The following is a 6,095-nucleotide window of genomic DNA, read 5'->3' as shown; positions in this document are numbered from 1 at the left end:
CCTAAACAGTTGGGACCGATGAGCCGAATGTCGGCCTTGCGGCACATCTCCACGATTTGATCCTCAATGTCGCGCCCCGCTTTTCCGACCTCCCGGAAACCCGCCGAAACGATGACGATGCCCTTCACCCCTTTTTGGATGGCATCCGCTACGGCTGTCCTGGCGAGCTTGGGTGGAAGAATGATCATGGCCAGATCGACGGGATCCGGGATATCCGTGACACTGGGGTAGGCCTTGACGCTCAGAATCGACCTGGCCGTGGGATTGACCGGGTAGAGCACTCCTTTGAAACCGCCTCTCAAAATATTGGCAAAGATATCGTGCCCCACCTTTCCCGGCGTGGACGAAGCGCCGATGACCGCCACGGACTGGGGGGAAAAAATCGCATCCAGCTTGTTCATTCCTTCTGTTTCCTTTCTTTGATGGCCAGAGCCTCCTGGTAGATAACATTTTTGGAAACCCCGTATTTTTCTGCGAGACGCCGGGAGATGCCCGACAGTTTGACGCCGTGTTCGGCCAGGGCCGCTTCGATCTCGCATCGAATCACCTCCGGTGAAGGCGCATCATCTTCCCCGCGGCCCGCCACCAGGAACGTGCACTCCCCCTTGACATCGGGTCGTGCCGACAGGACCGCCAGGATCTCCGACAGCCGTCCCCGGATGAACTCCTCATGGGTCTTTGTCATCTCTCGGCACAGCACGGCCTCCCGGTCCCCCATCACAATGGAGACCTCCTGGATGAGAGCGCGTATCCGACGGGGGGATTCGTAAAAGATCAGCGTCATCGGCTGCCTTTTCAGCGCTTCGAGCATTTCGGACCGCTTGCCGCGCTTCCGGGGAAGGAACCCCACGAATACAAATGCGTCCGTGGGCAGTCCCGAGGCACTCAGGGCGCTGACGGCGGCTGACGGACCGGGTATGGGTATGACCTTTATGCCTTTGTCCACGGCCATTCGGACCAGCCGGTACCCGGGGTCCGAAAGGGTCGGGGTGCCGGCGTCGGAAACCAGGGCTACGTCTTCCCCGCATTCAAGCCGTGCAAGAAGTTCCGCCGCCCGGTCCTCCTCGTTGTGCTCATGGCATGAGACCAAAGGCGCTCCGATCCGGTGGTGGGAGAGAAGTCTTGCCGTATTTCGGGTGTCTTCCGCCGCGATGACGCGGACTCGGCCGAGGACGTTGATCGCCCGGATAGTGATATCGTCCATGTGGCCGATGGGGGTGGCAACGATGTAAAGATTCCCTGGGGATGTCATGTCGTTCACGTTTTATTGCCTTGTCTCGGCACTATACCGTTGTGGAAAAATATTTCAAGGTCTAATCATATTTTATGCATACCATTAGCTATTTCCTGGATATACGCTGCACTAACCGGCGACGAATTCAGGGTCGGGCGCCAGAGTCATACGCTATGGACATCAAATCATCAACAGAATTTTAATGCAATTTCTCTCTTAACTTTCAGCTTTCATGATGGTGTCGGCACCGGCCTGTGAAAGTCGAAAGTTGAGCTTCAATGAACAAAAAAACCGTCCAACGACATCACGGACGGTTTTCAATAAAGCGCTGCGGCAATGGACATACCGAATCAGATAAACGTCAGGTATCGCTTTACCTCCCACGGGGTGACGTGCCGCATAAACTCGGACCACTCGGCCCGCTTGAGGCGGATGAACTCCTCGGCGATGGGGCCAAGGCCTGAGCAGACCACCTCGTCCGCCTCAAGGGCCGTTACCGCATCCATGAGGTTCTGGGGCAACAGGATCATTCCCCGCTTCCGGCGCTGGTCATACGGCAAATTCCAGACATTCTCCCCGATGACGGCATCGCCCGGGTCGATCCGATTTTTAATGCCGTCCAGTCCGGCGGCGATGTGAGCCGCCATGAGGAGATAGGGATTGACCATGGCCGAGGGAGATCGGTCCTCGAATCGATTGGGGGCCGGGCAGCGGAAAAGTTGGGTCCGATTGTTGTCGCCGTAGGATGCGTAGGCGGGTGAACACCCTGGCACCATTATTTTCAGCCGTTATTTCAAAATCGGCATCCATCTACGAACCGGTTAAAACGCTTGGCGCTTTGTTTCCCCGGATGCCAGGGGAATGTCCAAATCCCGGCAGGCGGCCAGGGTGATGGTCCGCATGTCCTCAGGCTCCAGGTTGTGCACGTTGGTCTTTCCGGTGCATCGGGCGATAACGGCGATCTCCTGGACCGCAGCCTTGATCCAGTTGATCATAGACGCCTCCAGAACCGGCACGGCATCCGTTTCCTGAAATGCCAGGATATCACCATACCGGACGCCTCCTGCGGCAAACCCCATGGCGGCGCCGATCACCGAGGCGGTGCAGTTCATGGCCAACGCCTTGGCCACGTCGGTGCCCGAACGCATCCCCCCGAAATTGAGCAGCGCGATCTCCTCCTCCATGTTTCGATCCCGGAGCAGTCGGATGGCGTCTCGCATGACGGTCAGGTCGGGTGCGGCCTTGAGTTCGCTCCACGGAACCCCGATACCGCTGCCGTCCAAAAGGAGCATGTCGAACCGATGATGTAGGGCATAGGGGACCGCCTCGGCCAGGTCCGGCCCTTTCACGGCCAATCCCAGCAGTTGACCGGAACGGCAACGCGTCATTGTCGTCAATGAAAAAGCGCCGCCGTGAACCTCGTAGATCATCCCGACGGCGCGAGGATCCGATCGATCGCCATCGGCAACGAGCTGAAACCACTGATGGCGATGCTTCTCGAAATCCTCCGCCGGCGGCTTTCGGCCGACATAACCACACCCGGTGGCCGCCAATGCCCTGGCCAGGGCCTGTCGGACATTTTCCGGGGCCCCGTCGAATCCGGTGAAAAGGAGCGGATGCGCGAGCACCACCGTAGGCTTGGAGCCGCCATTGTCACCGATTTCAATGCTTCGAGCGATATGGGTCCGGGTGGAACAGGACTCCCGATAGGGATCGATCACCAAACGCGTCAAGGCCGCAGATAGAAAAACCACGTCGTCCAGGTGCGACGGTCGGGACAGCGGGAAAGGATCCTCCCGAGGAACCCACAGTGCTCGGAGAATCTCCCGCTGACCGATGTCGTCCACGGCCGGCGTTCCGGACATGGCCCGGATCAACCGAAAGGACTTTCTTGAAAAGTTTGCCGTACCGGTTTCCGGTTTTGATTCTTTGGGGCCTGGTCGGTATTCCCGCAACCCCTTTCGATACTCCGGCGCATAGGGCAACCGGGTCAATTCGGCGGCCTCGGGAGTGAGGGCCACCAGATCGCCGCGGTTTAATTGGCGCACATCCGTATACCCCAGGGAACAGGTTACGGCCGCAAGCTGAAACCGCATCGACTCCAGGTAGGTGTGCATTCTCCAGGCCTGCTTTTCGACGTCGAACCGAGAGGTCCGCTCCGGCGACTGGGTGGCGATGCCCATTGGGCAATTGCCCGAGCTGCAGTCCATGCAACCGATACAGCCTCCGGCGATGAGCATCGACGTGCCGAGGCCCACGGCAGTCGCCCCCATGGCGATGGCCTTGGCTGCATCGACGCCGCTCTGGATGCCGCCCATCACCACGATGGGCAGTTGGCCTTCGGCGCCAATCTCGGCCAGACCGTCCAGGGCTTCCATCAGAGCCGAAACCGTAGGGATGCCGACGTACTCCGCCACCTCACTGCCGGCCGCACCCGTGCCGCCCTGAAGGCCGTCAAGCTCGACAAAATCGAGACCGTCCTTGAAGGCGATTTTGACGTCGTCCCGGGTACGGCCGCCCCCCAGCTTGATGGATACCGGCAGCCGCCACCCCACCGCTTCCCGGAACTCCCGAACCTTCATGATCAGATCGTCCCCGCCCAGGATGTCGGGATGACGCGACGGCGACCGCAGATCCATCCCTTCGGGTATGCCGCGCAGGGCAGCGATCTCCCGGGTCAGCTTGGCGGCCATGAGCTGCCCGCCCAGACCGGGCTTGGCGCCCTGGGAGATATAGATTTCCAGACCGTCGGCCCGTTTCATGTCATGAATGTTCCAGCCAAGACGGCCGGAAAGGCACTGGGCGATGAGTTGGCGGGCCTCGGCCCGCTCCACCGAATACATTCCGCCCTCCCCCGTGTTTTCGGAAATCCCGGAAAGACGCGAGGCGATCCCCAGGGCCGTCTTCATCTTGGGGCTCAGGGCCCCGAAACTCATGGGCGCGACCATAACCGGCATGCTGAGATCCAACGCCCGGGCGCCGTGCTTGTCGCCGATGAGGGTCCTCATGGCGACTCGGGATACCGGATCCGATGTCGTAGAGAGGCATTCCGGATCGCTTCGAAACGCGATGTCCGAAAAATGAGGCACGTACCGGGCGGCACCGAATCCGCGAATCCGGCAACGGCCGATGGCGGACTTGATCCGGATGTCCTCCACCGTTTTCTCGTTCCAGTAAGATGCCCCGTTTCCGGAAAACAGAGTATGCGGAATGATCCGCCTACGGGATTCAGGAATACCGTACCGAAGGTCCCCACCCGCGCAGACGATCTTTTTGAATCGACCGTTGAAGCGTATGTCGAAACGATCGAGAAAGGCCATGACGCTCGCCGTTTCCTCGTCCGTGGGCGCCACCACCGCCGCGTCATTGCCCATGGATTGAATCCTGCCGCCTACAAAGATTTCGCCGCCGACCATGTTCTCGCCGACCCGTTCGCCGGAATCGCCCAGAATGACCATCCGACCGCCGTACATCATGTATCCGGCCATGAAGGACGAATGACCTGCGCAGCAAAGGGTTCCCTTCTTCATGACCTGGCCGGCCCGGGATCCCATGTTACCCCGGATCACGACGGTTCCGCCCCGGAGAGCCTCGCCGGCGAGCGCGCCGGCATTGCCGCCGACGACAACGGTTCCGGCAAGCATGTTGTCACCCACTCCCCAGCTGACGTTCCTCTCCACGTCGATATGGGGCCCGTCGGTAAGTCCGCCGCAGAAATATCCGGCAGATCCGTGTATCCGCAGACGAATGGGGTTGGTAAGACCTACGGCGATATAATGTCGGGCATCGGGGTTGATGATGTCGATATCCTCGTGGACAGCGCCGTAGCCCTTGATGACCTCGTTGGCCGTTCGAACGGACATATGGGATAAATCGATGGTTGCCATGGGGTGCGCCTTTCTTATTGCGATCTTGACCAAAGCCCGCAGGTCAAGGGGGCCGGTTCGGTGGTGGCGAGGGCTCGCCCGGGAAAAAGGCGGTTGATCCCCACCTCTTCCGACGAGATCACGATCATGTCGTCGTCCTCATATTTGACCATGGGTTTGGCTGCCAGCTTGTCCTTGGCGTATCCAATGGCGTCCCTGGTGGCGACCAGATAGGAAAAGGTGCCGTCCAGGTCCGCCAGAGAGGTCTCCAGGGCCGCTTCCAGGCTCGCTCCTGAGCTCATTCGGTAGGCGAGATAGACGGCGATCAGTTCCGTATCGTTTTCCGTCTGGAACGTCATGCCCCGACGTTCCAGACGCCTTCGCATGATCCAGTAGTTGGTGATCTGACCGTTGTGAACCGTGGCGATATCGGCGAAGCCGCAGGCCCAGAAAGGATGTGCGGTGTCGGGATGAACCCCCGACTCGGTTGCGAGCCGGATATGAGCGATGCCGTGGGCCCCGTTGAAATCGCCGATGCCGTACCGTGACGCCAGGTCCAGCGGCTGCCCCACGTCCTTGATGACGTCAAGGCGCTCGCCCATGGAAACCAGCCTGACGCGGTGTTCGACGGCACGGGTCAAGGCGAGGAGGTCGCCCGCGAACCGAGCCGTGACGCCTATGGTGCAACCCAAAGGCGCGGCTGCGACGACGTCGACCCCCTCTCCTGTCAGCACGTGTCGGACCTTATCGGTTTCAATCTTCGCGTCTCCGCCTTTCGGGATGAAAAAGCGCATCCGCAGCTGTCCCGGCATCGGATCTTGATAAAGAGCCCAACCTGCAGAATCCGGACCCCGGTGAAGTGTCGCATCCAAGATCAGGGTCAGGGCCTCGCCCGTAGTCAAATTGAAATTGCCGCGTCTGTCGTTTTTGAATAGAATACCTGCAATGGCACACATGGTTCTGCTCCTCAGCGGTTATGGATGCCGTTGGATCCG

5 protein-coding genes are annotated in these 6,095 nt (G+C 59.9%); all 5 read right to left on the bottom strand.

The window, feature by feature from the left end; genetic code table 11:
- Positions 1–401 (bottom strand): CoA-binding protein (locus AB7S84_RS09850; RefSeq protein ID WP_428154197.1); only part of this gene is annotated, 401 nt, incomplete at its 3' end.
- The gene (rsmI, locus tag AB7S84_RS09845; RefSeq protein WP_020878499.1) at positions 398–1,252 is read right to left on the bottom strand and encodes a 16S rRNA (cytidine(1402)-2'-O)-methyltransferase; all 855 of its coding nucleotides are present in this window, start codon (positions 1,250–1,252) and stop codon (positions 398–400) included. The genes rsmI and AB7S84_RS09850, both read right to left, overlap by 4 nt.
- A gap of 332 nt (positions 1,253–1,584) precedes the next feature.
- On the bottom strand, positions 1,585–2,010 hold the full coding sequence (locus AB7S84_RS09840) for a glutamine synthetase catalytic region (protein WP_020878500.1): 426 nt from the start codon (positions 2,008–2,010) through the stop codon (positions 1,585–1,587).
- Positions 2,011–2,055: 45 nt separating this feature from the next.
- A complete protein-coding gene (locus AB7S84_RS09835) occupies positions 2,056–5,121 on the bottom strand; it encodes a glutamate synthase-related protein (protein WP_428154195.1) in 3,066 nt (1,021 codons plus the stop codon).
- A 14-nt stretch (positions 5,122–5,135) separates the two neighbouring features.
- Positions 5,136–6,056, bottom strand: a complete 921-nt coding sequence (locus AB7S84_RS09830; RefSeq protein WP_020878502.1) for a glutamine amidotransferase — start codon at positions 6,054–6,056, stop codon at positions 5,136–5,138.
- Positions 6,057–6,095: the final 39 nt, after the last annotated feature.

Origin of the sequence: Desulfococcus sp. (assembly GCF_050178255.1) — a bacterium.
GTDB lineage: Bacteria > Desulfobacterota > Desulfobacteria > Desulfobacterales > Desulfococcaceae > Desulfococcus > Desulfococcus multivorans.
Note: the sequence above shows the minus strand (reverse complement) of the source record. Positions and strands in the feature narration are given on the sequence as shown.